Here is a 26,119-nt window from a genome sequence, read left to right as displayed (position 1 = left end):
GACATGCTGAGGGAGGCAATAGGATGTCCAGCTTTACCACCGTGCTTGCGGTCATTGTCATGGGGCTGGTCGTGCTGGTTCTCATCCGTGGTCTGTTCAACATGTTGAAGGGGACCGATGCCAACCGTTCCAACCAGTTGATGCAGTTGCGGCTTATTCTGCAGGCCGTTGCAATCGTTTTGATCATGCTGACTTTGTGGCTGACGGGAGGCGGGCGCTGATATGGTGAAACTCAACAAGATTTACACACGAACCGGCGATGACGGCACCACGGCGTTGGTCTCCGGCCCGCGCCGGGCGAAATATGATCTGCGCGTCGAAAGCTATGGTGACGTGGACGAGACCAATTCGGTCATCGGCATGGCGCGGCTACATACCGCCGATTTGACCGAACTCGACGCGATGCTGTTTCGCATTCAGAACGATCTTTTCGATCTGGGGGCAGATTTGGCAACACCCGATGATGGTAAGCCCTTGTCTTACGAGCCGCTGAGGATCGTCGAATCGCAGGTCACCCGCATCGAAAAGGAGATCGATGCTTTGAACGACACGCTGTCGGCTCTTACCTCCTTCGTGCTGCCCGGCGGCTCGGCCGCCGCGGCGCATCTGCATCTGGCCCGCACGGTGTCGAGACGGGCGGAGCGCCGTATGGTGGAGCTTGCGAAGATGGAAGACGAGATCGTCAGCCCCGCTGCGCTGAAGTACATCAACCGCCTGTCCGATTTCCTCTTCGTTGCCGCGCGTTTCGCCAATCACAACGCAGATGCCATGAAGGCGGATGTCCTTTGGGTACCTGGAAAGAACCGCTGAGTTGAGCGCAAAGGCAGAGGTCGCATTCCATGTTCATCCCGCTGCATGATGCGAACTCGCTGAAGCACATCAAGCTGCAATATGTGACGGTTTCGCTGATCGGCATCAACATTCTCGTCTGGCTGGTCGTTGGCGCATTTTCGAGCGATCAGCAGGCGAGCGCTTCGGTGCTGGGCCTAGGTTTCATTCCCGCCGTTCTGTTCGACTATGCTTCGCTCGACCCTGCGCTGGTGCTGGTGCCGAAAGATGCGACGATCTTTACCTATGCGTTTCTGCATCTGAGCTTTTGGCATCTCGCCACGAACATGGTGTTTCTCTGGGTGTTCGGCGACAATGTGGAAGATGCGTTCGGCCATCTCGGCTTCCTGATCTTCTATCTTGCCTGCGCCGCCGCTGGCGCGCTGCTCCACGGCTTTATCGCGCCACAGTCCCAAGGTCCTCTGATCGGGGCATCCGGAGCTGTCTCTGGTGTGGTTGCCGCCTACCTTCTGCTGCATCCGCGCGTGCGGGTCTGGGTGCTGGTCTTCATGCGCATTCCGGTGCCGCTTCCAGCGTTTATTCCCTTGGCGTTATGGGTCGGCCAGCAGTTCGTCATGCTGCTCCTGAGCCCGGAAGAAAGCGTCTCCTGGGCGGCACATGTCGGAGGCATCCTGACGGGGGCGATCCTTGTCGTTTTCTTTCGTCGAAGCGGCGTTCCACTGTTTGACCGGACACTGGTCACGCCGCGGGCGGTTCAGCACAAAAATCAGGGGCTGCAAGACGCTGGCGTGTCGCAAACGGAACGGCCATCCGATAGTATTCCGTGAAAATTATTCTGAGAGCGAGTATTTACGTTCACGTCAACGTAAGATATTTCGTGAGTGCATCGCGTCATGAGCATTGTTCCGTTGATCTCATTGGAAAAATGCGTATCCATGGCTCAACTTGATTGTCAGGAGGACCGTTTGCCTACGCGCTTACGGTCAGGAGTTGAAAGAAGGCTGCCGATGAAGATTCTTGTCCCAGTGAAGCGTGTGGTGGACTACAACGTGAAGATCCGCGTCAAGGCGGATGGCTCCGGTGTAGAGCTTGCCAACGTCAAGATGTCGATGAACCCTTTCGACGAAATCTCCGTCGAGGAAGCCCTGCGGCTGAAAGAGGCTGGCAAGGCCGAGGAAGTGATCGTCGTGTCCATCGGCCCTGCAAAGGCTGAAGAGACGCTGCGTACCGCACTCGCTATGGGTGCCGACCGCGCCATCCTCATCGAGACCGACGAGACCGTTGAGCCGCTCGCTGTTGCCAAGCTTTTGAAGGGCGTCGTCGAGGCGGAAAATCCAGGTCTCGTCATTGTCGGCAAGCAGGCGATCGACGACGATTCCAACCAGACCGGCCAGATGCTGGCAGCGCTCCTGGGCTGGGGCCAGGGCACATTTGCTTCCAAGGTTGAGCCGTCCGATGGCAAGGTTGCTGTGACCCGCGAAGTGGATGGTGGTCTGCAGACTGTCGAGTTGAAGCTGCCGGCCGTCGTCACCACAGACCTTCGCCTTAACGAGCCGCGTTATGCGTCGCTGCCGAACATCATGAAGGCCAAGAAGAAGCCGCTCGACAAGAAGTCGCCCGCCGATTTCGGCGTCGATATCGCTCCGCGCCTCAAGGTTTTGAAGACCGAAGAGCCCGCTGGCCGCAAGGCAGGCGTCAAGGTTGGATCCGTCTCTGAGCTGGTGTCCAAGCTTAAAGCCGACGGCGTCCTTTAAGGAAAGTGAAAGGGAGATAAACCATGGCCATTCTTCTTCTGGCAGAACACGACACTGCAACCCTTTCCGACCAGACGGCAAAGACGCTGACGGCGGCAACGCAAATTGGTGGTGACGTGCATGTGCTGGTCGCCGGCTCGGGCGCCAAAGCGGCAGCCGATGAAGCTGCGAAGCTTTCCGGCGTTTCCAAGGTGCTGCTTGCCGACGACGCATCCTACGCCAACCAGTTGGCCGAGCCGCTGGCTGCACTGATCGTTTCGCTGGCTGCGTCCTATGGTGTGATCATCGCCCCCGCGACGGCCTCGGCCAAGAATGTGCTGCCCCGCGTGGCAGCGCTTCTCGATGTGGCGCAGATTTCCGAAATCACGGACGTCGTGTCCTCCGATACTTTCAAGCGTCCGATCTATGCCGGCAACGCTATCCAGACGGTTCAGTCGACCGACGCCAAGAAGGTCATCACCGTTCGTACCGCGTCCTTTGCTCCGGCTCAGGCTGGCGGTTCTGCCTCCGTCGAATCCGTCTCGGCTGCCGAGAACCCCGGCGTTTCCTCCTTCGTTTCGGACGCGCTTGCTTCGTCCGACCGTCCGGAACTCACCTCTGCCAAGATCATCATCTCGGGCGGTCGTGCGCTCGGTTCTTCGGAGAAGTTCAAGGAAGTCATCCTGCCGGTTGCCGACAAGCTTGGTGCCGCCGTCGGCGCATCGCGCGCTGCCGTCGATGCCGGTTATGCGCCGAACGACTGGCAGGTTGGCCAGACAGGCAAGGTGGTCGCTCCGCAGCTTTACATCGCCTGCGGCATCTCCGGTGCCATCCAGCATCTGGCGGGTATGAAAGACTCTAAGGTCATCGTCGCCATCAACAAGGACGAAGAGGCACCAATCTTCCAGGTTGCCGATTACGGTCTGGTCGCAGACCTCTTCGAAGCCCTTCCAGAGCTTGAAAAAGCAATCTGATAACCGCAATGATGGGAAGCGGCGCGTTTTTACCGACGCGCCGCTTTCGTTTTGTGGCAATATGCGCAACAACGAAGATCTGAAGCGCGACCGGGTCAGTCTGAAAGACCAAGACGCGCTTCGACGCCATGAGCGCTGAGACCAACCCGACAGGAGATAGACGCATGACAGCCCCAATCAAGAACATCGGTGTTATCGGAGCCGGTCAGATGGGCTGCGGCATCGCGCATGTGTCTGCTCTGGCAGGCTACAAGGTGCATATCTACGATGTCTCCAAGGATCGCATCGAGGCGGGGCTGGCCACCATCAACGGCAATCTGGCGAGACAAGTCTCCAACGGCAAGCTTGAAGACGATGCGCGCAAGTCCGCGCTTGGCCTGATCGGCGGGTCTTCCGATCTGAACGATCTGGCGGCAATGGATCTCGTCATCGAGGCCGCTACCGAGAACGAAGAGGTCAAGCGCAAGATCTACGCTCAGGTCTGCCCGGTGCTGAAACGTGAAGCCCTGCTTGCCACCAACACCTCGTCCCTGTCCATTACCCGCCTGGCATCTGCGACCGACCGCCCCGAACAGTTCATGGGCATTCACTTCATGAACCCGGTACCGGTGATGAAGCTCGTCGAACTGGTGCGCGGTATTGCCACCGGCGAAAAGACCTTCGAGACGGCCAAGGATTATGTCCGCTCGCTGGATAAGGCGATTACCGTTGCGGAAGATTTCCCGGCCTTCATCGTCAACCGAATTCTTCTGCCGATGATCAACGAGGCGATCTATACGCTTTATGAAGGCGTTGGCACGGTGGAAGCCATCGATACGGCCATGAAGCTTGGTGCAAACCACCCCATGGGTCCACTGCAGCTTGCCGACTTCATCGGTCTCGACACTTGTCTTTCGATCATGCAGGTTCTGCATGATGGCTTGGCCGACAGCAAGTATCGCCCATGCCCGTTGCTGGTCAAATATGTCGAAGCCGGCTGGCTTGGCCGCAAATCCGGCCGCGGCTTTTACGATTACCGGGGCGAGATCCCGGTCCCGACACGCTGATCAGGGGGAGGTTGCTGCCGTTACCAGCGCCTTGGCGTCGGGGCTGTCCCAGGCGGCCGGGCCGTTCATGGAAGCGAGCAGGCAGCCCTTGTCATCCAGAAGCAGCGTCGCCGGCAGGCCGAAGGCAAGGCCTTCCTTTTTCAAGGCATTGAAGACGCCCATGGAGCTATCGCGGTAAAGCTTCAGCGAATCGATCTTGTATTCGCTCATGAAGACTTTCGGCTTCTCGTCCTCGCCATTGTCGATATTGATGGTCACGACTTCAAATGCGTCGCTGCCTTTTTCCTTCTCCAAAGCGTTGAGAGCGGGCATCTCCTCGCGGCAGGGGACACACCATGTGGCCCAGAGATTCAGAAGAACGGTTTTGCCTTTGAGATCCGCTTGCGTCATCGCCGTGCCTTCGGCCGATTTGAAGGAGAGCGGAATGACACGGGGCTTATCGGTCGGCGACATCGCCGCGATCTGGCCTTTCAGCAGGGGCTCGATGCCGGCGATGCGCTTGGCAGCACCCTCACATAAAGCCGCATCCGCCACCGCTGCCCCTTGAACCTGTCCTTCAGACCCAATATGCCTGAACAACACCACTCCCCCGCCGCAGACAATGCCGGCGATGGCGGCAATTGCAACAAGTCTGACGGAAGGAAGTCTGAAAGGTCTTTTTTCTGTCATCGAATACTCCAGGGCATGCACAATGGCTGACGGCGCAGAACAAAAATCCTCCAACCAGATGTGGGGCGGACGCTTTGCTTCCGGTCCCTCAGCCATCATGGAAGAGATAAATGCCTCCATCGGCTTCGACAAGAAGCTTTACGCCCAGGATATCCGGGGCTCCATCGCCCACGCCACCATGCTTGCTGCAAAAGGCATTATTTCGGCCGAAGATAAAGACAAGATCATCGGGGGTCTGAACACGATCCTGTCAGAAATCGAGGCAGGGACCTTCGAGTTTTCGCGCAAGCTCGAAGACATTCACATGAACATCGAGGCGCGTCTCGCAAACCTCATCGGCCCGGCCGCTGGACGCTTGCACACGGCGCGTTCGCGCAACGACCAGGTGGCACTCGATTTCCGCCTCTGGGTCAAGGAAGAACTGCAGAAGACCGAAGCCATGTTGAGCGCTTTGATCGCAGCCTTCCTCGACCGCGCCGAGCAGCATGCCGATACGGTGATGCCGGGCTTTACACACCTGCAGACGGCACAGCCCGTCACCTTCGGTCATCACTGCATGGCCTATGTCGAAATGTTTGGCCGCGACCGTGCCCGCGTTCGCCACGCCATCGAGCATCTGGATGAAAGCCCGATCGGCGCTGCGGCGCTTGCCGGAACCGGCTACCCGATCGACCGCCATATGACGGCGAATGCGCTCGGATTCCGCGAGCCGACGCGCAATTCCATCGATACGGTGTCGGATCGTGACTTCGCGCTGGAGTTCCTCTCGATTGCCTCCATCTGCGCCACGCATCTTTCGCGCCTGGCGGAAGAGATCGTCATCTGGTCGACACCGCAATTCGGCTTCATTCGCCTGTCGGATGCTTTCTCCACCGGCTCCTCCATCATGCCGCAGAAGAAGAACCCTGATGCCGCGGAACTGGTGCGCGCCAAGACCGGCCGCATCAACGGCTCGCTGGTCGCGCTTCTCACCGTGATGAAGGGTCTGCCGCTCGCCTATTCCAAGGATATGCAGGAAGACAAGGAACAGGTCTTCGATGCGGCGGAGAGCCTGGAGCTTGCGATTGCCGCCATGACTGGCATGATCCGCGATCTGGAAGTGCGCGCCGATCGCATGCGCGCCGCTGCCGGTTCCGGTTACTCGACCGCGACGGATCTTGCCGACTGGCTGGTGCGTGAAGCCGGTCTGCCATTCCGCGATGCGCATCACGCGACCGGACATGCGGTGGCGCTTGCGGAAAAGAAGGGCTGCGATCTCGCCGATCTTTCGCTTGAGGAATTGCAGGCAATCAATTCGGCGATCACCGCCAGCGTCTTCGACGTGCTGTCCGTCGAGGCGTCGGTCGCAAGCCGCACCAGCTTCGGCGGTACGGCGCCGTCTGAGGTGCGCAAGCAGATCGCCTGGTGGCGCGGTCGCAACTGATCGAGCAACCGATCAATCTGGCGTTACGCCACCATCACAAGAAACAGGGTGCACAAGCTCCCTGTTTTTCGTTATCAGAGATGCAAAGATTTCCTTTGGACGGGTCCATGCTCCTTAAAACCTCTCGCAGTATCATCATTCCGGTCAGCGTGGCGCTCGCTGCAGGTCTTGCTCTCTCCAGCTGTGGCCGCAAGGGCGATCTCGATGCGCCGAGCACGCCGGTCGAGCAGCGCAACCAGCGCACAAACGGCAAGGTGGAAACGACGCCGGAACGCCCCTTCATCCTCGACAAGCTTCTGTAACGGATTACAGCCGTGAACCATTTTCATTACATCGACGGCGTGCTGCACGCCGAAAACGTTCCCGTGCCCGAAATCGCCAAGGCTGTTGGAACGCCCTTCTACGTCTATTCGACGGCGACGCTCGAGCGTCACTACAAGGTCTTTTCCGAGGCCTTCAGCGATGTGGATGCGATGGTCTGCTATGCCATGAAGGCGAACTCCAACCAGGCCGTGCTGAAGACGCTGGCAAAACTTGGCGCGGGGATCGACGTCGTATCAGGCGGTGAGCTTCGTCGTGCGCTGGCCGCCGGCGTGCCGGCAAGCCGCATCATGTTTTCCGGCGTTGGCAAGACACCGGCCGAAATGGATCTGGCGCTGGAGGCCGGCATCTATTGCTTCAACGTGGAGTCGGAGCCGGAACTCGAGGTTCTCAATCTGCGCGCAGTGAAGGCGGGTAAGAAGGCGCATGTCTCCTTCCGCATCAACCCGGATGTGGATGCAAAGACGCACGCCAAGATTTCGACCGGCAAGAAGGAAAACAAGTTCGGGATTTCCTATCAGCGGGCGCGGGCCGTCTATGCCCATGCAGCGACACTTCCCGGCATCGATGTCAGCGGCATCGACATGCATATCGGCAGCCAGATTACCGAGCTGCAGCCTTTCGAAGATGCGTTCCGACTGCTGCGCGAGTTGGTGGAGTCGTTGCGCGGTGATGGTCACACGATCAGCCATGTGGACATCGGTGGGGGCTTGGGCATTCCCTATAAGGACGACAACAATCCGCCACCCCTGCCGGATGCCTATGCGCATATCGTCAAGAACGAGCTGAAGAGCCTCAACTGCAAGATCGTCACCGAGCCAGGCCGCCTCATCGTCGGCAATGCTGGCATCCTTGTCACCGAAGTCCTCTACGTGAAGGATGGCGGGGAGAAGTCATTCGTCATCGTAGATGCGGCGATGAACGACCTCATCCGTCCGACGCTGTATGAAGCCTATCACGGCATCCGCCCCGTCGTGCAGCCGTCCGCAGATGCGCCGCGCATCAAGGCGGATGTGGTGGGACCGGTCTGCGAGACGGGCGATTATCTGGCGCTTGATCGCGAGATGGCGGAACCTGAGCCCGGTGATCTCATTGCCGTTAGCTCTGCCGGTGCCTATGGCGCGGTGCAGGCCGGGACTTACAACTCGCGGCTTCTGGTGCCGGAGGTGCTGGTCAGTGGAGACCAGTTCCATGTCATTCGCCCGCGCGGCACCTATGAAGAACTGATCGCGCTCGACTCCGTGCCGGCCTGGCTGGACTGAGAGCGTCTATCACGATTAGGCGAACTGGACGAAAAAAGCAGAGCAAGCGCTGGCTTGCCCTCGTCTTCGCCACAAACAATGCTATCCTGCACGCTGTTGCACTGAAAGATTTCGCGGCTGCGTCATTGGCGGGACTGGCGGCGAGATCGTGTGGCCAGACCGGGAGAACGGATTGATGACCACCAGGCAAGGCGGAAAAGGCGCTTTCGACAAGAGACCTGAGCTGGCACGGCGCGTGGCGGCCAAACGGTTCTTTGCGAAACTCGTTCTGTTTGCCGAGCGCCTTGCGCCGAAGACGCTTCTGCCGCTCTCGGTCGCCGCGGTGTTTCTCTCGCTTGGTTGGTTCGGCCTGTTCCGGCAGATGCCTGACCTTTTGCGCTGGGCTGTCGTTTTTATTGTCGTCTTTACATTCCTCAGCGCGCTTCTGCCGATTGCACGTCTGCGCTGGCCCTCGAAGGAAGAAGCCTCGCGCCTGCTTGAAGAGCGTAATGGTCTTCCCCACCAGCCGGTCGGCGTGCAGGAAGACGAGCCCGCTTTCGACACTCCCATTGCGCGCGCTCTGTGGAAAGAGCACCAGACGCGCATGGCCGAGCGGATCGCCGCGCTCGATGCAGGTTTGCCGCGGCCGGATATCGCCCGCCACGACCGGATGGCGCTCCGTGCTATCCCGGCACTGCTTCTCGTTGCTGCGTTCGGCTTCTCCTATTCGAACGGTGCAGGCAGCATTGCCGATGCATTTCGCAGCCGTCCGGCCTCCGGGCCGCTGAACCCGGATATCCGTCTCGATGCCTGGGTGACGCCGCCATCCTATACCGGTCGGGCGCCCATTTTTCTCACCAGCCAGAATGCCGATCGCGAGGACGCGGTCTCCGTTCCGCAATCCTCCAAGCTGACGATCCGCATGACGGGTGGTGTAGGCCAGGAGGAGGTCACCTTCGAGCCTGACGCGGCCGGCGAGTTGCAAAAGCTTGCGCCGGAAGGCGCACAGGAAAAGGCGAACGTCGCTGTTGCGCCTGCCCAGCCAAGCCCCGAGGGCCAGACCGCAGTTGCGCCGCGCACCTTTACGATGGAGTTCAAGGAGAGCGGCACGATCGAGGCGAACGGCCAGTCCTGGTTCTTCAACATCATTCCGGACAAGCCGCCGGTCATCGCTTTTGACAATCTGCCGCGCCGTGCGGCCAATGGTGCGCTGGAGATCGGCTTCACCGCCAAGGACGATTATGGCGTGCGTGAAGCCCATGCCGTCATCGAGCCTCTCGATGTTCAGGCTGACGCCACGCCGCTTTATCCGCCGCCGGAATACAAGCTCGATCTTCCGCGCCAGAATCCGCGTGACATGAAGGGCGTGACGAGCCGCAATCTCACCGAACATCCGATGGCGGGAAAACGCGTCCGCATTACGCTGGTCGCAACCGATGGCGCAGGTCAGACGGGCAAGAGCCCTCCGCAGGAAATGATCCTTCCGGGGCGCAATTTCTCCGAGCCACTCGCGGCCTCGGTCGCAGAACAGCGGCAGATTTTCTCACTCGATACACGCCAGATACCAAAGGCGATCGCCTATAATGAGGCGGTCAGTCTGCGTCCGGAAGAGACCATCCCCAACAAGACGCACTACCTCCTGCTGCAATCGGCGCAGGCGCGCATGAAGCTCGCCTATAATGAGGAGATGCTGAAGAATACGGCGGACTATCTCTGGGAAATCGCTTTGGGTATCGAAGACGGTGATCTGTCGCAGGCGGAAAAGCGCTTGCGCGATGCGCAGGATGCCCTGTCGCAGGCACTGGAACGCAAGGCACCGGATGAGGAGATAGCCAAGCTGATGCAGGAGCTTCGCGAGGCGATGAACGACTTCATGAAGGAACTCGCGCAGCGCATGCAAAATGCACCACAGGGCAATATGAACCAGCAGGCGCAGAACGTGCTGCGTCAGCGCGATCTGGAAAACATGATGAACCAGATCGAGAACCTAGCTCGTTCCGGCAACCGCGATGCCGCGCAGGAAATGCTGTCGCAGATGCAGCGGATGATGAACAACCTGCAGGCTGGCCGCCCGCAGCGCGGCCAGCAGGGCCAACAGCAACAGGAAAATAGCCAGTTGCGACAGCAGATCGACAAGCTGGGCGAGATCATGCAGCAGCAACAGAAGCTGATGGACGAGACCTTCAAGCTCGACCAGGCGCTGCGCGACCGTATGCAGCGCGGCGATCCTCAGCAGGGCGAAGAGGGCGGCGAGCAGCAGATGGGCGAGAACGGCCAGCAGCCGCAAGATCAGCAAGGCCAGAACGGCGAGCAGCAGAATGGCCAGCCCCAGAATGGACAGGGGCAAAACCCCGATCAGATGACCGCCCAGCAACTTCGCGAGGCGTTGAAGAACCTGCGCCAGCAGCAGGAGGGACTGGGCAAGCAGCTCGGTGACCTGCAAAAGGGCCTCCGCGATCTCGGCATGGAGCCAGGTCAGAATTTCGGCAAGGCCGAGCAGGAAATGAAGGGCGCCGGTGAAGCGCTGGGGCAGGGCCGTGGCGAACGGGCTGTCGAAGGTCAGGGCAATGCGCTGAATGCGCTGCGCCAGGGCGCGCAGGATATGATGGGCCAGATCATGCAGGCCATGCGCCAGCAGGGGCAGCAGCCTGGCCAGGGTCAGCAGGGCATGATGGGGCAGGGCGACCAGAACGGCCGCGATCCGCTTGGCCGTCCCCGCGCCAATTCCGGCCCGGATTTCGGTGATTCACAGGTTCGGGTACCAGATGAAATCGACGTGCAGCGCGCACGTGAGATTCTCGAAGCAATCCGCGAAAAGCTCGGTAACAATCCGCCTGCGGATGTGGAACGCCGCTATCTGGAACGTCTGCTGGATATCCAGTAACCTTCACGGACGGGTTATCCCCCACAGCAAGGCCGCGATATGTCGTTGCGCCTTGGTCTTTTCGAGTGGCTTGATTGCTGCCGGCTGACGCACTGTCAGGAACAATCTTAAAAAGCTCTGGTTCGAAGAAGCGCTACACCAAGCGAACCAGAGGAGAATGTTATGAAGGCGCTGACCTGGCACGGCAAACACGATATTCGATGCGAAACCGTGCCCGACCCCATCATCGAAGATGATCGGGATGCCATCATCAAAGTAACCGCTTGCGCGATCTGCGGCTCCGATCTTCATCTTTATCAAGGCTCCGTGCCTGACATGCATTCCGGCGATGTTATGGGCCATGAGGCCATGGGTGAGGTCGTTGAAGTGGGCAAAGGAAACAGCAAGCTGCAGGTCGGTGACCGGGTGGTTGTGCCGTTCACCATTTCCTGCGGGCATTGCTTCTTTTGTCAGCGCGGCTTCTTTTCCGGTTGCGAGAACAGTAATCCCGACAAGGAGAAAGCGAAGAAGATGTGGGGCAATTCTCCCGCCGGTCTTTTCGGCTATACGCATATGCTTGGCGGCTATAGCGGCGGTCAGGCGGAATATCTTCGGGTCCCCTATGCAGATGTGGGGCCAATCAAGGTGCCCGACGGCTTGACCGATGAGCAGGCTCTCTTTCTGTCCGACATTTTCCCGACAGGATACATGGCGGCGGAATTCTGCAATATCCAACCCGGCGAGACGGTTGCCATATGGGGCTGTGGACCGGTCGGTCAGATGGCGATCCGCTCTGCTTACATGCTGGGTGCTGCCCGCGTGATTGCCGTCGACAGTGTGGCGGAGCGCCTCGCGCTTGCGGCGGCTTCCGGTGCGCTGACGCTGAACTATCTGGAAACCGATATCTATGACGAGATCATGCAACTGACCGGCGGGCGTGGCGCGGATGCCTGCATCGATGCTGTCGGGACAGAGGCAGACCCTGCAGCCAGCTGGGACTCCCGCATCGACCGGATCAAGGTCGCAACCTTTATGGGGACCGATCGGCCGCATGTGCTGCGTCAGGCCATTCACTGCTGCCGCAACTTCGGCACTGTTTCCATCGTCGGCGTCTATGGTGGGTTTCTCGATAAGATTCCGATGGGCTCTGCCATCAATCGCGGCTTGACCTTTCGCATGGCGCAGACGCCCGTCCAGCGCTACCTGCCGATGTTGATGGACCGCGTGCTGAAAGGCGAGATCGATCCATCCTTCGTCATCACCCATCGCGCGACACTGGAGGAAGGGCCCGGCCTATACGAGACCTTCAAGAACAAGGACGATGGCTGCATCAAAGTCGTCATCAAGCCGTAAGGAATGCGATGAGTCTGGACCACAATCGGAGAAGGGGTTCGCGCTCCATGCGATGGTGAGGAACGACGGGACATCGTCATCGGTTGGACGCTGGCGAAACAGCATCGACAGATGGCTGAGCCCAGCAAAGCTAGAGGAGCTTTGCCATTGTCTTTCAGGACGCTGAGCCGGTGGACTGACGCAGGATCAACTCCACCGGCCACAGTTCCTGGCATTCCTGAATCGGTCTGCCGGAGATAATCTGGAGGAGAAGTTCGGTCACGCGCATGCCGGCCATGCGCATGGACGAGCGGGTGGTGGATAGCGGTGGCAGCATGCTCTCAGGCGTCAGATAGGGAAACACATCGTCATGAGCGATGACGGACACGTCCTTGCCGATGACGAGACCCAGTTGTGTCGCGGCACGATAGACACCTTGAGCCGTCATCATCGCTCCCGCAACGAAGGCAGTGGGGCGCGATGGTTGCTCCAGAAGTGCGCGGGCGAATCGAAAGGCCGTCTCCTCGCTGAAATGCTCGTTCATCATCAGCTTCGGGTCGGGTGAAAGCCCGTATTCCGAAAGCGCGTCCGCAAATCCCTGTTCGCGGTCGTTGACGAATGTTCGGCCTTTCGGTCCATTGATGAGGGCAATGCGCCGGTGTCCGCGCTCGAGAAAATGCATGGTGGGACGGTAGGTGACGTCGCGATTGTCGATATCGAGCCAGGCATGCGGAAACGACGTCTTCGACCGGCCATGCACGATAAAGGGCACGCCCAGCCGGTTCAGCAGGGCCACGCGTTCATCCGCAGGGCGGGGCGAGTGGACGACGATGCCATCCACCTTGCCGCTTGCCGCCAGACGGTTGAAGATCGCCAGTTCCTCATCGAGATTGTTGTCGATGGCAACACTGACAAGAATGTCGGTTTCCTGGCCTTCCAGACGCGCGGCCATGCCGCCCATGAATTCCGAGAAGAAGTGTCCGCCGCCACTGCGGCCCATGACGACGCCGATGGCGCCCGCGCGCCCGGTCACGAGCCTAACTGCATTGGCATTGGGGCGATAGCCGAGCCTGCGGGCAGCCTCCATCACCCGCTCGCGGGTTTCCTGGCGAACCTCCGGATAGCCCCCAAGGGCGCGGCTGACCGTCGTCGGAGAAAGGCCGACCTGTTCTGCGAATTCCTTGAGCTTCATGATGTCCGCCGTTTTCATCTGCATGCTAGCTCAAAGCGAATTTTTCAAGCAACAAAAATCGAAAGCGATTTAAAATTAGATAAGGAGGATGAAGCATTTAGATTCAGAGACTTCTCTGCAATGGTGCCCTCGCGCGCGTGTCAACGCGGAAAAATACCATTTCATCCGCTATTGACAGGCGGAAGAGGAATTGTAAGCTTCGAAAAATTGAAAGCGTTTTCAATTTACATATCGTCAAAGTTTCATAGGGAGGAGAATGATGACGAACTTTTCTAAGAGGGCCTTGTTGCTGTGCGGCAGCCTTTTGGCTTTTGCGGCGTCGGCCCAAGCTGCCGAGATCGCCATGGCAGCCAATTCCACCGGCAAGAATCTGAACTTCATTCGCGAGCGTCTGGCCGAGTTTGAAAAGCAGAGCGGCCACAAGGTGAAGCTGGTGACGATGCCGCCATCGTCCAGCGAACAGTTCAGCCAGTATCGCCTTTGGCTTGCAGCCGGGAACACGGATGTGGATGTCTACCAGACCGATATCGTCTGGGCGCCACAACTTGCCGATCAGTTCGTCGATCTGACGGCTGCGGCCAAGGATGTCATCGGTCAGCATTTCCCATCCGTGGTCGCGTCGCAAACCGTGGACGGCAAGCTTGTGGCCATGCCGATGTACACCGATGCGCCGGCGATGTTCTATCGCAAGGATCTGCTCGACAAATACGGCAAGCAGCCGCCGAAGACCTGGAAAGAGATGGCAGAGACTGCCAAGGAAATTCAGGACAAGGAACGTGCAGCCGGCCAGAAGGATATGTGGGGCTTCGTGTTCCAGGGCAGCGCTTATGAAGGTCTGACCTGCAACGCGCTCGAATGGGTGGCGTCCGCTGGCGGTGGGCATATCGTCGAGACCAATGGCGACATCACCATCAACAACGAGAAGGCCGCTGCCGCTCTCGATATGGCGAAAAGCTGGATCGGCACGATTTCGCCCCAGGGCGCATTGGCCTACAAGGAAGAGGAGGCCCGCGGCGTCTGGCAGACGGGCAACTCCGTCTTCATGCGCAACTGGCCCTATGCCTATGCTCTGGGCAATGGCGCCGATAGCGCCATCAAGGGCAAGTTCAGCGTCGCGCCGCTGCCAGCGGGCGCAGACGGTGAGGCACCTGCTTCGACCCTGGGTGGCTGGAACGTCGCTGTCTCGAAATATTCGAAGAGCCAGGATGCAGCCATCGAACTGGTCAAGTTCCTGACCTCTGCCGAAACGCAGAAGAAGCGGGCCGTGGAACTCTCTAACATGCCCACCATTGCAGCGCTTTACGACGACAAGGATGTGGCTGCAGCGCAGCCTTTCATGCCGCAGTGGAAGCCGATCTTCGAAACGGCGGTTCCGCGTCCGTCCGCGGCAACCAAGGTGAAGTACAACGAGGTCTCGTCGAAGTTTTGGGGCGCCGTGCACAACACGCTCTCCGGTTCCGGCACGGCTGCCGAAAACCTCGAACTTCTCGAAGTCGAGCTGACCGATCTCAAGGGCAGTGGCTGGTAACACTGTGAACGCGAAGCGGCATCGCTCGCCGCTTCGCCTCCCGTCCAATCGGTGGAAGCTCTCATGAAAACAACTGTCCCTGATCGACAGGCGGCGATGGTCGGCTCCGACCTGCAGTCCGAGCGGCTGCGCTCTGCCTGGCTTTTCCTCGCCCCGACCTTTCTCGTGCTCGCGCTTGTCGCGGGCTGGCCTCTCGTCAGAACCGTCTGGTTCAGCCTGACGGACGCCTCTCTGACCAATCTCTCCGGCGCCCAATTCGTCGGACTCAAGAACTACATTTCGTGGAATACGCTCAGCAGCGGCCGCACCGTCTATCGTGGTCTCCTGGCAGATCCGATCTTCTGGGGCGCTGCCTGGAACACGGTGAAATTCACCATCGTCTCCGTGTCGCTTGAAACGGTCCTCGGTCTCATCGTTGCGCTGGTGCTGAACGCCGAATTCAGGGGTCGAGGCCTCGTGCGTGCGGCGATCCTTATTCCCTGGGCCATTCCGACCATCGTTTCGGCACGCATGTGGTCCTGGATGCTGAACGATCAGTTCGGCATCTTGAACGACATGATGCTGAGCCTTGGCCTTATCAGCCAGAAGATCGCATGGACGGCCAATCCTGAGACCGCTATGACCGCCGTGCTGATCGTCGATGTGTGGAAGACGACGCCCTTCATGGCGCTCCTCATTCTCGCCGGTCTGCAGATGGTGCCGAAGGATATGTATGAGGCAGCCAAGGTCGATGGCATCCACCCGATCAAGGTGTTTTGGCGCGTCACACTGCCGATGATCCGTCCGGCGCTGATGGTCGCGGTCATCTTCCGCATGCTGGATGCGATGCGCGTCTTCGACCTCATCTACATCCTGACGCCCAACAACGCCCAGACACGCACCTTGTCGGTGTTGGCGCGTGAAAACCTCTTCGATTTCGACAAGTTCGCCTATGGTGCGGCGGTCTCGACGATGCTGTTTCTCATCATCGCCTCGATCACCATCGTCTATATGTGGCTTGGCCGCGTCAACACCGATGGAGGCGCAAAATGACAGCTTCGACGGTTGTGAAAAACACCGCCTTTTATGCGCTCGTCGCCATCATCATCGTGGTGGCGGTCTTTCCCTTCTACTATGCCATCCTGACCAGCTTCAAATCCGGCACGGCTCTTTTCGAAATCAACTATCTGCCGAAGAGCTTTTCTTTTGGCAATTATGCCGACGTGCTGGCCAATGACAGCTTCCTGCGCAATCTCGGCAACTCGCTGATGGTGGCAACCTGCGTCGTGGCTCTCTCGCTGCTTCTGGCGGTAACGGCGGCTTATGCGCTTGCCCGCGTTCGCTTCAGGGGACGCGCGCTGCTGCTTTTGACCATCCTCTCGGTTTCGATGTTTCCGCAGATCGCGGTGCTGGCCGGCCTCTTTGAATTGATCCGCTGGGCGGGTCTGTTCAACACGCCGCTGGCACTGATCTTCTCCTACATGATCTTCACGCTGCCCTTTACCGTCTGGGTTCTGACGACCTTCATGCGGGATCTGCCAGTGGAAATCGAAGAGGCGGCGATCGTCGATGGTGCCTCGCCGTGGGTCGTCATCACGCAGGTCTTCCTGCCGCTGATGTGGCCGGCGCTGGTCACGACAGGGCTTCTCGCCTTCATCGCGGCCTGGAACGAGTTCCTCTTCGCGCTCACTTTCACCTCATCGAACGATCAACGCACGGTTCCGGTGGCGATCGCCCTGCTTTCGGGAAGCTCCCAGTTTGAAATTCCCTGGGGAACGATCATGGCGGCCTCCGTCATCGTCACTGTTCCACTCGTCATCCTCGTTCTGATCTTCCAGCGACGCATCATTTCCGGCCTCACCGCCGGCGGCGTCAAAGGCTAGGAGAAATCTCATGACCAGCATTCAACTGCGCAACGTGCGCAAATCCTTTGGCGCTTTCGAGGTGATCAAAGGCATCGACATGGATATCCGCTCCGGCGAATTCATGGTCTTCGTCGGCCCATCCGGCTGCGGGAAATCGACGCTGCTGCGTCTCATCTGCGGCCTGGAGGAAATCACCGGCGGTGAACTGTCCTTCGAGGGCGAGGTGGTCAATCGCCTCACACCCGCCAAGCGCGGTGTCGCCATGGTCTTTCAGTCCTATGCACTCTATCCGCACATGACCGTTTTCGAGAACATGGCCTTCGGCATGAAGCTCGCCGGCTCCAGCAAGCAAGAGCGGCGCAAGCGCGTGGAAGCGGCCGCAGAGATGCTGCAGCTGACGCCCTATCTCGAACGTCTGCCCAAACAGCTTTCCGGCGGCCAGCGTCAGCGTGTGGCGATCGGACGCGCTATCGTTCGCGATCCCAAGGTCTTCCTCTTCGACGAGCCACTCTCCAATCTGGATGCCGCCCTTCGTGTCGCGACCCGTCTTGAAATTGCCAAGCTCCACCGTAGCATGCATGACACGACCATGATCTACGTTACCCACGATCAGGTGGAGGCGATGACGCTTGCAGACAGAATTTGCGTGTTGCGGGACGGTCGTGTCGAGCAGGTCGGCACGCCACTCGAGCTTTACGAAACCCCGGTCAACACCTTCGTCGCCGGCTTCATCGGCTCGCCGAAGATGAATTTCATCAGTGGTCATCTCGCCGAAAGCCATGGCGCCCATTCGATCGGTATTCGGCCGGAGCATATCGTGGTTTCCGATGGAGCGGGTGGCTGGACGGGCGAAATCGTTCACTCCGAAATGCTCGGCTCCGATAGCTACATCTACGTCGATATCGGCGCGGACGAGCCGCTTGTCGTGCGCGAGGAGGGTGTTTCGCACCGAGCGCCCGGCGAAAAACTAAAGCTCTCGCCCTTGCCGGAGCACATTCACCGTTTCGATCAGGCAGGTGTTGCTCTGAAAAGAGCAGAAACACGCGGAGCCGCCTGATCAATTTCACTTCACCGGCGTTAACAACCCGCGCTGGTTCATCAAGGAGCATATCTATGACCATCAATACCGTCGTCTGGGGCGAGAACATCCACGAGCATATCAATGAGACGGTTCGTGCTGTGTATCCCAACGGCATGCACAACACGATTGCCGATGCCTTGAACAAGGACCCGGAGATCAATGCGACGACCGCCACCCTGCAGGAGCCCGAGCACGGGCTTTCGCAGGCGAGATTGGACGAGACCGATGTGCTGGTCTGGTGGGGCCACAAGGACCATGGCGCCGTTCAGGACGAAATTGTCGAGCGCGTCGCCAAGCGCGTCTGGGAAGGCATGGGTCTCATCGTTCTCCACTCCGGTCACTTCTCCAAGCCGTTCAAGCGGCTGATGGGCACGCCCTGCGCCTTGAAGTGGCGCGAAGCCGGCGAGCGTGAACGCATCTGGACCATTAATCCCCGTCACCCAATCGCCGCCGGCCTGCCGGAGCATTTTGAACTGGAAAACGAGGAAATGTACGGGGAGCAGTTCTCCGTGCCAGAACCCCTTGAAACCGTATTTATTTCCTGGTTCCAGGGCGGCGAGGTTTTCCGCTCCGGTCTCACATGGCGCCGCGGTGCGGGCAACATCTTTTATTTCCGTCCGGGACATGAAACATATCCCACCTACCACGACGCCAATATTCAGACGGTCATCAGCAACTCGGTCAAATGGGCCTACAATCCGGCAGGCGCGCTGAAGAGCATCCACGATGCCCCGAACGTGCCGGTCGACAAGGCGCTTGAGCCTATCGAAGAGCGCGGCCCCAAACTGCACCAGGCTGGTGAAGCAGGTTACAGGTAATCCATCATGAAGCTTCTTATTCTCGGTACCGGTGGCATGGCGAACACGCACGCCACCCATTTCTCTCAGATTTCCGGTGTGGAAACCGTTGCAGCAGTGGATGTGGACGAGGTAATCGTCCGCGCCTTTGCCGCACGCCACAACATTCCGCTGACCTTCACCTCGCTGGATGATGCCCTTGCCTGGGGCGAGTTCGATGCGGTGGCGAACGTCACGCCTGACGCAATCCACCACCCAACCAGCCTCAAGCTGCTTGCTGCCGGTAAGCACGTCTTCTGCGAAAAACCGCTGGCGGAAACCTATGGCAAGGCTGCCGAAATGGCGGATGCCGCCGAACAGGCCGGTCTCGTTGCCATGGTCAATCTCACCTATCGCAATGTTGCTCCGCTACAGGAAGCGCGCAAGATGGTGCTGGACGGTCGCATCGGCAAGCTTCGCCACCTGGAGGCATCCTATCTCCAGAGCTGGCTGGTGTCGAAAGCCTGGGGCGACTGGATGACGGAGAGCAAATGGCTCTGGCGCCTGTCGACCAAGCACGGCTCAAACGGTGTGCTGGGCGATGTCGGCATCCACATTCTCGACTTTGCGTCCTATGGTGCGGGAAGTGATGTGGAGCGCATCTTCACGCGTCTGAAGACCTTCGACAAGTATGAGGGTAACCGGATCGACGTCTATGATCTCGATGCAAATGACAGCTTCACCATGACGGCGGAATTGCAGAACGGCGCCATGGGCGTCATTCACGCTACCCGTTGGGCGACCGGCCACCTGAACGAGCTTCGCCTGCGCCTGCATGGCGACAAGGGCGCGCTTGAGGTCGTCCATACGCCGGAATATTCGACGCTGCGCGGTTGCCTTGGCGAGGATATCGAAAAGGCGGTCTGGCGGGATATCGAGCCGGAACCCGTGCCGACCAATTACGAGAAATTCGCCAAGGCCGTGATGGAGGGTGGGGTCGCCGATCCTGATTTCCGTCACGCGGCCAACCTGCAGAAGATCCTCGACCTCTCGATCATCACCGATCGCGAGCGACGCGAAATCGCCGTCTGAGGTTTCGACAGTCAGCACAGACATTGAAGGCCGAGGAGCCGCCCGCTCCGCGGCCTTCTTGCATTAAGGCTCGCCAACACCCGACAAACGGTATGTTAACAGGTGCTGTTCTAGGGTGATCCAGAGAGTGTCTGTGCTGGAGCGCCGATATACTGAAGCGGCCATCTTTAAAGCTTGGACATCTCTGTCGCGCGGGTCATGGTGATGTTGTCCTCACCAGTTCCTCGTCTGCTTTTATGTGTTTGCGTTATGGGCCGGTGAACTGAGATGGCGATGAATCAGGGCGTGATGGACGGGGCGAGCTATCGCGAACCCACGCATGGACCGGAAAACCTGCTGCGGCTCTTCGCTCTTCTATGGCGTAATATCCTCATCATCCTTTTGAGCGGACTGCTTCTGGCAGCTGCCGCCTTCGGCGTGTCGCTGCTCATCCCAAATTACTATTCTGCGACAACTCAAATCCTGCTTGATCCGGAAGGCTCCAGGATTTTGGACAGCGATCTAACCGCCCAGCCGCGAGCGGTCGATTCCCACGTGCTGAACCAGCAATATCTGCTGACGTCGAATGAGCTTCTGACCCGCGTCGTCGAAAAGGAAAATCTGCAGAACGATCCAGACTTCGGTGCATACAATTCCGAATATACCGACAGCAAAAGCCGCACGCAGCTTGCGGTCGATAGACTGCGCAAGGCCGAGTCTGTTGCGATCGTCGGCAAGAGCTTCATCGTCAATGTCACTGTGAGATCCAGCAGCCCGGAGCAGGCGGCAAAGCTCGCCAATACGATTGCCGATACCTATCTGGAACTCCGTTCGGAGATGAATGCCGACACGCTGAAGCGCACGGGCGGTGGCCTGTCCGCACAGTTAGAGCAACTGCGCAAGGCCGTGGAAGATGGTGACCGTGCCGTTCAGGCCTACAGGGCAACCCACAACCTCGCCAATGTCGCCGGGCGTCCCGATATCGAGCAGCAGATTTCCGACACCAATGGGGAGATAGCGCGTCTTTCAGGCACGATTGCGGAGAACGAGGCACTCGTCTCCGAACTGAGGCAGGCGCGTAACGACCGGCAATATCTGCGCTCGATCCCGGATTCGTCGCTGACTCCCTCGATCATTTCGCTCAGAGCCCGGTACCAGCAAAGCCAGGAGGAACAGGCCGTTCTCGCAACCTCGCTCGGCGCGCAGCATCCAGCGCTTCAAGCAGCAAGAGCGAGAACCCAGTCGCTTGCCACAATTTTGGACGACCAGCTTCGCAATTTCTCCACCACCACGTCGCGCAATCTCGACCGGTTGAAAAACCAGTTGGCCCTTCTTCAGGCCAATCTTGACCGGCTGACGCGCAATCAAAACGGCGAAGAAAGCACGATGGTGCAACTGCGCGAGCTTCAGCGCAAGCTCGACAGCGACCGTGCCGTCTACGAATCCTTCCTGCTGCGGACGCGCCAGCTTTCCGAGCAGCAGGGAACGCCGACGGAAAATTCGCGGATCATCTCCGTTGCCGAGGCGCCGTTGAAAAAGGCTGGACCGCCGAGAGCCTTGCTGGCCACCGGTGCCGGACTCTTCGGCATGATCCTGGCAGCCGGTATTCTGGTGCTGCGCGACCAGTTCGGTGGACGAAGGCCAGCGGTCGCCGCTGCTACCCCTTCCATTGTCAATCGCTTCAAGAGGGCGAAGCCGGAAAAGCCTGCGATCACGCCGCCTGAAGAAAAGCTTCAGACTGTTCCATCGACGCCGGTTTCGACGGTTGCACCTGTTGCTTTGCCAGAGCCTGTTCCCGAACCCGTAACTTTTGCGTCAGGTATCATACCTGCCAAGCGCAGCCGCGCGCTTCTGGCCAATGAGAAGGACGACTATGCGGGGCTTGTGAAGGAACTGTGCTCTTCGGTTCCTTTGGCACAGGGATATGCGGTGCTCGTGGCAGCCGTCGGACCTCAAAATCGCGCCTCGCATACGGCATTCAACTTGGCCCATGCTGCCGCGCGCCTGGGACGGCGCGTGCTGTTGGCGGACGGCGCAAGCCGTGATCCGGCATTGACGCGCATGTTGCTGGACGCCTCCTCCTCCGCCGCAGACAACGCTGTCACAGATAGTGATGAGCGTGGGGGAATTGTCGATTTCGAAGACACGGTGCTGATGAAATTCCTGCCCGCTGGTGCTGATCTTCAGGCTCATCTGTCGGGCAAAATGGTGAGCGAGGAAAACGAGGCTTTCGATCTTATCGTTGTCGATGGCGGGATTGCCAGTGCGCATCCCATCTCCGCACCGATTGCCAAGATGGTCGACGAGGTCGTTCTCATGCAAAATGAGGACGATGCCGGAAGCACCGTTCTCTCGCTCGTGGCTCTCGAAGAAAGTGGGCTGAAGCAGGCACGGGTGGTTCGCCAAGACCGTACCGGCCTGCATTATTGAGGCCCGGTCTTGGCAGACAGTAGGCATCTCGCCATGAAGCGCATCCCATTCTGGCAGAAGGGCCTTGGAGCCACAGGCCTCAGTATTCTCTTCAATACCGGACTTCGCGGATCGACGCTCGTTCTGCGCTTCGCGCTTTCCTTCTATATCGTTAAATTCATGGGGTTGGAGGCGGCGGGTATCTATGGCCTGGCGCTCGGCGTCGTCACCACCGCGCCGGCGATCCTTGGATGGGGACTCAACTACTTCATCGCCCGTGATGTCAGTGGTAAATCGAACGGCGTGACCGGCGCCTATATGAAGACACGGCTTGCGGTGACGATTGCGTCCCTGTTCTTGATGACGCTACTGGCGGTCGCCGCAGCGTTCATCTTCAATTATCCGATCAAACCTCTATATGTCGTTATCCTGATCATCGTCTGGTTGGAGACGATCTCGTGTGACATCCACATGCCCTTGATCTCCAAGGAGATGGCAAGCGCCGCCAATATCCTTTTCTTCCTGCGAACGACGTCCTGGGTCTTGCCCGTGATTGCTCTAGGTCTTGCCTTCCCAGCGTTTCGCAACGTGGAAACAGTGTTCGTCGGCTGGTCGCTTGGGTATATCGGCATGTTTATCGGCCTGTTTTACGCCCTGCGACACTGGCCGCTTGCGCGCATCGCCAAAGCGCCGGTGCGCTATGACTGGATCAAGAGCCGCATGCGCCGCTCCTGGATGATCCACATCAGCGAGATTTGCAATGTCGGGCTTGTCTATGCCGACCGCTATATCATTTCGCTGTTGCTGACGCTGTCATTGACGGGCGTCTACACCTTTTACTGGTCGCTGGCGAATGCGTTGCAGACGCTGATCTCGACGGCTGTCCTGCAAATCGCCATCCCAAAATTATTCAAGGCTTACAACGACGGCTCGGCCGGGGAATGGCGGCGGATGATGGTCCGGCAATTTACCAAGACTGCCGTGGCTGGCCTCATTCTCGGCGTGGCGATTTTCGTTGCGGGAAGTGTAGTGGTGGAGGTTATGAACATGCCTGCGCTTATTGAGCACGAGGGTGTTTTTGCCCTGCTGCTGGTCACGGCTGCGGTTCGCGCCTGCACCGATCTCATGGGTTTTGGCATGAGCAGCCTCAGAAAGGACGGCCATTACGCCGTCGTCAATCTTTCCAGCGTTATTATCTCGATCGGCATGAGCTTTCTTCTCATCAGCGCCTTGGGCTTCATGGGAGCGGGGCTCGCAGCGCTTGTGACGGCCCTGATAACGGCGAGTGTTTCGGCGCTCATGCTGTGGCGAGCTTCAAGGAATATTTAAAGCAATTGATGCCTGCTGGGGGCAGGCTAAAGGGGATGGGCATGGCAGTCGGTCAACCGCAGAAAACCGTGTTGGGGAAGCTTCTAAAGGCGCTCTATCACGCCACCATACACAGCCTGCCGATCAAACAGGCGACCCAACTGCAGTATTTCCGCTATCACCGGCTTTGGCCCAACATCAATAACCCCAAGACACTCAACGAACATCTGGTTGCGCGCAAGATCGCGTGGCGTGAACCTGCGGACGATCCGCGATTGATCATGCTGAGCGACAAGATCGCTGTCAAAGCGCATGTCGCCAAGGTGCTTGGCGATGAATGGGTGACACCGACGCTTTGGCGGGGCAAGAACCTCGACGATTGTCCGCCCTTGCCGTTTCCCTATGTCATCAAGGTCAATCACGGTTCGGATCGGAACATCTTCGTCTATGGGCCCGACGATCTCGTCGGCGCCAAGGAGAAATGCGACCTCTGGCTCCAGGGACGTACCGCCTGGCGTCTTGCGGAAGAATGGTACAACCATATCGAACCGGAACTCTTCATCGAACCCTTTATCGGCGAAAACGGCGAAGCGCCGGTGGACTACAAGCTGTTCTGTTTCGAAGACGATATTCCCTGCATCCAGATCGATACGGCGCGCTTCAGCGATCACCGCCGCTGCTTTTATGACGAACATTGGAATAAGCTGTCCTTCGGCCACTACTACCCGATGGAAGACAAGGAATTGCCGCGTCCTCCGCATCTCGATGCCATTCTCGCCGCGGCCCGCACCCTGGCGCAGGGCTTCGAATTTGTTCGCATCGACTTTTACGACAAGCCGTCAGGACCGGTTTTCGGGGAAATGACCTTCTCTCCAACGTCGGGATTTGGCGCCTTCCGTCCACCATCAACAGATGCCTGGCTGGGCACCTTCTGGCGCGCTAATCCCAAAGGGCGATTTCGCACATCGGTGGAGGGGTGATCAGCCTGCCGAAGGGAGGTCGTTGGTGTCCGTGCGATCTGGGACAGTGAGAAGCCACGACAGGATGATGCCGCCCAGGAGCCACGCCGACACAACATAGACGTAGTAGAAGCTCGGGGTGAAGACCGCGTTGAACAGGAACAGGAACGCGATGTAACCGCAGGCCACGCGCCTCACCCCTAAGCCATTGCGTGGCAGGTCCGTGTGGACCCAAAGATGCAGCTTGCCGAAGTAGAAGCCGAAAAGCGTTGCGGCAAAAATGATGCCTGGGATGCCGAAATTGAGGTAGGCCTCGCCGAAGAGGGTAGGGCGCAGGCCTGCATGGAATTCGGGATCGAGCCCTGCGAGCGTCGTGGTGATGACGCCGGTGCGGTAGTCGTTTCTAAACTCGCTGATGAAGGCCGGGATCAGTGCGGTGTAGCCGGCCAGATAGGTCATGCCGTGGTAGAACTGGCCTTTGAAGCCGCTCAGGATCCACGCGTAGTCGCGAAAATCCGAGAAGTTGTTGCCGTAGAAGATCTGGGCGCTCAGGCTGTCGATCAAGTCGGGCGCCGCCTGGCCATCTGTAGACGAGCGCAATATGCCGAGGCCTACGGCGACGAGGATAAACGCGAAGGCGGAAGCACCGAAGACGAGGAGGTTGCGGTATCGGTAGGCAATGATGATGCAAATGACGAAGGCGAAGAGCGCTTCGATACTGGCGCCGCGCGTACCGATCATCAAGCCAAGCACGCTGCAGAAGAGGCCCATGGCAATGAATTTCCGGCCCCCGGCAAAACCATAGACCAGCAGGCTGATCGCGGTGGTCGGAAGAATGACAGCGTAGAGATTGATGACCGGGCGGATCGAGGGGTTTTCGAACGCGAATTCGCGACCCTCGAAGGGCCTCACTCCCAGAGCGAACAGCCCCGCCGTTGCCAGAAGAATGATGAGGAAGGACAGCCAAGCGCCGGTACGCGTCTGCCAGAAAGAGTAACCGCTTTCAATGAAGTCGAAGAGGTAGCTTCGGCCTGAACTGAATGTCGCAAGGCCCATGCCGACAATGAGAAAGACGACGCCAAGCACCGAGAGAAAGAAGGCCTGGTCGAGGTGCTGCCGGATGGCAAAGATTGCACCACCAACAGCCTCCATGTTCTTCTCCGAGCCGGCGAAGATGGGCATGATGAGGACTGGCAGGACGGTGTAACGAAGCCAGAAATAGGAGGAGAGTGTCAGCACCCCCCATCGCAAGAAGGAGCTGATATAATAGAGGACGAAGATCAACCAGCCGAGAATGAGGATGAGCCAAGCGAGATTGGACATTTCCAAGCCTTGTTCACGTGCCGGGCTGCAAAATCGGCCAGCTGAACCCGCTTCGGTTCAGGCTACGTTTCATTGCCATCACCATGCCCAAAATCTCTTAAGATATTGTTGACCATGTTTGTTGGTTGGACGTCCACAGCCAATCATGATCGGATTTCCGATCTCTGCCGATTTTGTGCTACTGATTTCTTCTGGGCGCTCGGGGCATTTCTGGCTTGACGAGCCCTCTTGCTGAGA

The 26,119-nt window shown here is 58.7% G+C and carries 23 protein-coding genes; 20 read left to right on the top strand and 3 right to left on the bottom strand.

From position 1 onward, the window contains the following. Positions 1 to 23: 23 nt before the first annotated feature. The 6 genes from EYC79_RS17915 to EYC79_RS17890 all read left to right on the top strand — a co-directional run bounded on the left by EYC79_RS17915 (position 24) and on the right by EYC79_RS17890 (position 4,542). On the top strand, positions 24 to 221 hold the full coding sequence (locus EYC79_RS17915) for a twin transmembrane helix small protein (protein WP_062423947.1): 198 nt from the start codon (positions 24 to 26) through the stop codon (positions 219 to 221). A 1-nt stretch (position 222) separates the two neighbouring features. Continuing rightward, a complete protein-coding gene (locus EYC79_RS17910) occupies positions 223 to 810 on the top strand; it encodes a cob(I)yrinic acid a,c-diamide adenosyltransferase (RefSeq protein WP_112519508.1) in 588 nt (195 codons plus the stop codon). 29 nt (positions 811 to 839) lie between these two features. Further along, positions 840 to 1,616 (top strand): rhomboid family intramembrane serine protease, encoded by a 777-nt coding sequence (locus EYC79_RS17905; protein WP_130978828.1) that lies wholly within the window; start codon positions 840 to 842, stop codon positions 1,614 to 1,616. Positions 1,617 to 1,796: 180 nt separating this feature from the next. Continuing rightward, on the top strand, positions 1,797 to 2,543 hold the full coding sequence (locus EYC79_RS17900) for an electron transfer flavoprotein subunit beta/FixA family protein (RefSeq protein ID WP_062423950.1): 747 nt from the start codon (positions 1,797 to 1,799) through the stop codon (positions 2,541 to 2,543). A 23-nt stretch (positions 2,544 to 2,566) separates the two neighbouring features. Next, entirely contained in the window at positions 2,567 to 3,496 is a 930-nt protein-coding gene (locus EYC79_RS17895; RefSeq protein WP_130978827.1) for an electron transfer flavoprotein subunit alpha/FixB family protein, read from the top strand. 164 nt (positions 3,497 to 3,660) lie between these two features. Then, the gene (locus EYC79_RS17890; protein WP_130978826.1) at positions 3,661 to 4,542 is read left to right on the top strand and encodes a 3-hydroxybutyryl-CoA dehydrogenase; all 882 of its coding nucleotides are present in this window, start codon (positions 3,661 to 3,663) and stop codon (positions 4,540 to 4,542) included. Here the strand turns inward: EYC79_RS17890 and tlpA are convergent, their stop codons facing one another. Then, positions 4,543 to 5,211 (bottom strand): thiol:disulfide interchange protein TlpA, encoded by a 669-nt coding sequence (gene tlpA / locus EYC79_RS17885; protein WP_130978825.1) that lies wholly within the window; start codon positions 5,209 to 5,211, stop codon positions 4,543 to 4,545. A gap of 22 nt (positions 5,212 to 5,233) precedes the next feature. Here tlpA and argH point away from each other — a divergent pair, with 22 nt between their 5' ends. The 5 genes from argH (at position 5,234) to EYC79_RS17860 (ending at position 12,412) form a co-directional block, all read left to right on the top strand. Continuing rightward, a complete protein-coding gene (argH, locus tag EYC79_RS17880) occupies positions 5,234 to 6,634 on the top strand; it encodes an argininosuccinate lyase (RefSeq protein ID WP_130978824.1) in 1,401 nt (466 codons plus the stop codon). A gap of 107 nt (positions 6,635 to 6,741) precedes the next feature. Continuing rightward, positions 6,742 to 6,936 (top strand): LPS translocon maturation chaperone LptM, encoded by a 195-nt coding sequence (gene lptM / locus EYC79_RS17875; RefSeq protein ID WP_062423954.1) that lies wholly within the window; start codon positions 6,742 to 6,744, stop codon positions 6,934 to 6,936. A gap of 12 nt (positions 6,937 to 6,948) precedes the next feature. Next, positions 6,949 to 8,217 (top strand): diaminopimelate decarboxylase, encoded by a 1,269-nt coding sequence (gene lysA, locus EYC79_RS17870; protein ID WP_062444885.1) that lies wholly within the window; start codon positions 6,949 to 6,951, stop codon positions 8,215 to 8,217. A gap of 175 nt (positions 8,218 to 8,392) precedes the next feature. Continuing rightward, entirely contained in the window at positions 8,393 to 11,080 is a 2,688-nt protein-coding gene (locus tag EYC79_RS17865) for a TIGR02302 family protein (protein ID WP_130978823.1), read from the top strand. 162 nt (positions 11,081 to 11,242) lie between these two features. Beyond that, a complete protein-coding gene (locus tag EYC79_RS17860; protein WP_062444889.1) occupies positions 11,243 to 12,412 on the top strand; it encodes a zinc-dependent alcohol dehydrogenase in 1,170 nt (389 codons plus the stop codon). Between the two features lie 154 nt (positions 12,413 to 12,566). On the opposite strand, the gene EYC79_RS17855 is transcribed toward EYC79_RS17860, so the two are convergent. Further along, positions 12,567 to 13,583 (bottom strand): substrate-binding domain-containing protein, encoded by a 1,017-nt coding sequence (locus tag EYC79_RS17855; RefSeq protein ID WP_112953474.1) that lies wholly within the window; start codon positions 13,581 to 13,583, stop codon positions 12,567 to 12,569. 259 nt (positions 13,584 to 13,842) lie between these two features. Here EYC79_RS17855 and EYC79_RS17850 point away from each other — a divergent pair, with 259 nt between their 5' ends. The 9 genes from EYC79_RS17850 to EYC79_RS17810 all read left to right on the top strand — a co-directional run bounded on the left by EYC79_RS17850 (position 13,843) and on the right by EYC79_RS17810 (position 24,580). Beyond that, positions 13,843 to 15,111, top strand: a complete 1,269-nt coding sequence (locus EYC79_RS17850; RefSeq protein WP_062445067.1) for an ABC transporter substrate-binding protein — start codon at positions 13,843 to 13,845, stop codon at positions 15,109 to 15,111. 63 nt (positions 15,112 to 15,174) lie between these two features. After that, positions 15,175 to 16,143, top strand: a complete 969-nt coding sequence (locus EYC79_RS17845; protein WP_130978822.1) for a carbohydrate ABC transporter permease — start codon at positions 15,175 to 15,177, stop codon at positions 16,141 to 16,143. Continuing rightward, complete coding sequence (locus EYC79_RS17840; protein WP_112953046.1) at positions 16,140 to 16,973, top strand: carbohydrate ABC transporter permease; 834 nt, start codon at positions 16,140 to 16,142, stop codon at positions 16,971 to 16,973. The genes EYC79_RS17845 and EYC79_RS17840 overlap by 4 nt, the downstream gene beginning before the upstream one ends. A gap of 10 nt (positions 16,974 to 16,983) precedes the next feature. Then, entirely contained in the window at positions 16,984 to 18,012 is a 1,029-nt protein-coding gene (locus EYC79_RS17835) for an ABC transporter ATP-binding protein (RefSeq protein WP_130978821.1), read from the top strand. Between the two features lie 56 nt (positions 18,013 to 18,068). After that, entirely contained in the window at positions 18,069 to 18,854 is a 786-nt protein-coding gene (locus EYC79_RS17830; protein WP_062423961.1) for a ThuA domain-containing protein, read from the top strand. A gap of 6 nt (positions 18,855 to 18,860) precedes the next feature. After that, on the top strand, positions 18,861 to 19,904 hold the full coding sequence (locus tag EYC79_RS17825) for a Gfo/Idh/MocA family protein (RefSeq protein WP_062423962.1): 1,044 nt from the start codon (positions 18,861 to 18,863) through the stop codon (positions 19,902 to 19,904). 267 nt (positions 19,905 to 20,171) lie between these two features. Continuing rightward, positions 20,172 to 22,313, top strand: coding sequence for a GumC family protein (locus EYC79_RS17820; protein WP_130978820.1), 2,142 nt, complete (start codon positions 20,172 to 20,174; stop codon positions 22,311 to 22,313). A 33-nt stretch (positions 22,314 to 22,346) separates the two neighbouring features. Further along, positions 22,347 to 23,621 carry a lipopolysaccharide biosynthesis protein gene (locus EYC79_RS17815; RefSeq protein WP_130978819.1) on the top strand — a complete coding sequence of 425 codons (1,275 nt, stop codon included), beginning with the start codon at positions 22,347 to 22,349 and terminating at the stop codon, positions 23,619 to 23,621. Between the two features lie 41 nt (positions 23,622 to 23,662). Continuing rightward, on the top strand, positions 23,663 to 24,580 hold the full coding sequence (locus tag EYC79_RS17810; protein ID WP_165457070.1) for an ATP-grasp fold amidoligase family protein: 918 nt from the start codon (positions 23,663 to 23,665) through the stop codon (positions 24,578 to 24,580). Here EYC79_RS17810 and EYC79_RS17805 read toward each other — a convergent pair whose 3' ends face one another. Further along, positions 24,581 to 25,882, bottom strand: coding sequence for an O-antigen polymerase (locus EYC79_RS17805; RefSeq protein ID WP_130978817.1), 1,302 nt, complete (start codon positions 25,880 to 25,882; stop codon positions 24,581 to 24,583). Between the last annotated feature and the right edge of the window lie 237 nt (positions 25,883 to 26,119).

The sequence above is a fragment of the Agrobacterium cavarae genome (genome assembly GCF_004310285.1).
GTDB lineage: Bacteria > Pseudomonadota > Alphaproteobacteria > Rhizobiales > Rhizobiaceae > Agrobacterium > Agrobacterium cavarae.
Note: the sequence above shows the minus strand (reverse complement) of the source record. Positions and strands in the feature narration are given on the sequence as shown.